Source organism: Salmonella sp. SAL4457 (assembly GCF_046548235.1).
Lineage (GTDB): Bacteria > Pseudomonadota > Gammaproteobacteria > Enterobacterales > Enterobacteriaceae > Salmonella > Salmonella enterica.
On record NZ_JBGDZO010000896.1, the window covers coordinates 1 to 254 of the forward strand.

Annotated in this window: 1 protein-coding gene; it reads right to left on the reverse strand. The window is 66.5% G+C overall.

Annotated features, from left to right (window positions below; all coding sequences use genetic code 11):
• The coding region (locus tag ACLJNW_RS26785) for an NAD-glutamate dehydrogenase domain-containing protein (protein WP_410961593.1) at positions 1 to 254 on the reverse strand (254 nt) is incomplete at both ends.

Sequence of the window (254 nt, forward strand, 5' to 3'; positions counted from 1 at the left end):
GTTGCAGCTTGTCCGACATCAGCAGGCCGTTGCCGAACACGTCGCCGGCCATGTCGCCGATGCCGATGACGCTGATGTTGTCCTTCTGCACGTCGATGCCGCGTTCGCGGAAGTGCCGTTGCACGCTGACCCAGGCGCCCTTGGCGGTAATCCCCATGCCCTTGTGGTCGTAGCCGGCGGAGCCGCCCGAGGCGAAGGCGTCGCCGAGCCAGAAGCCGTACTCGGCGGCGATGCCGTTGGCGATGTCGGAGAAG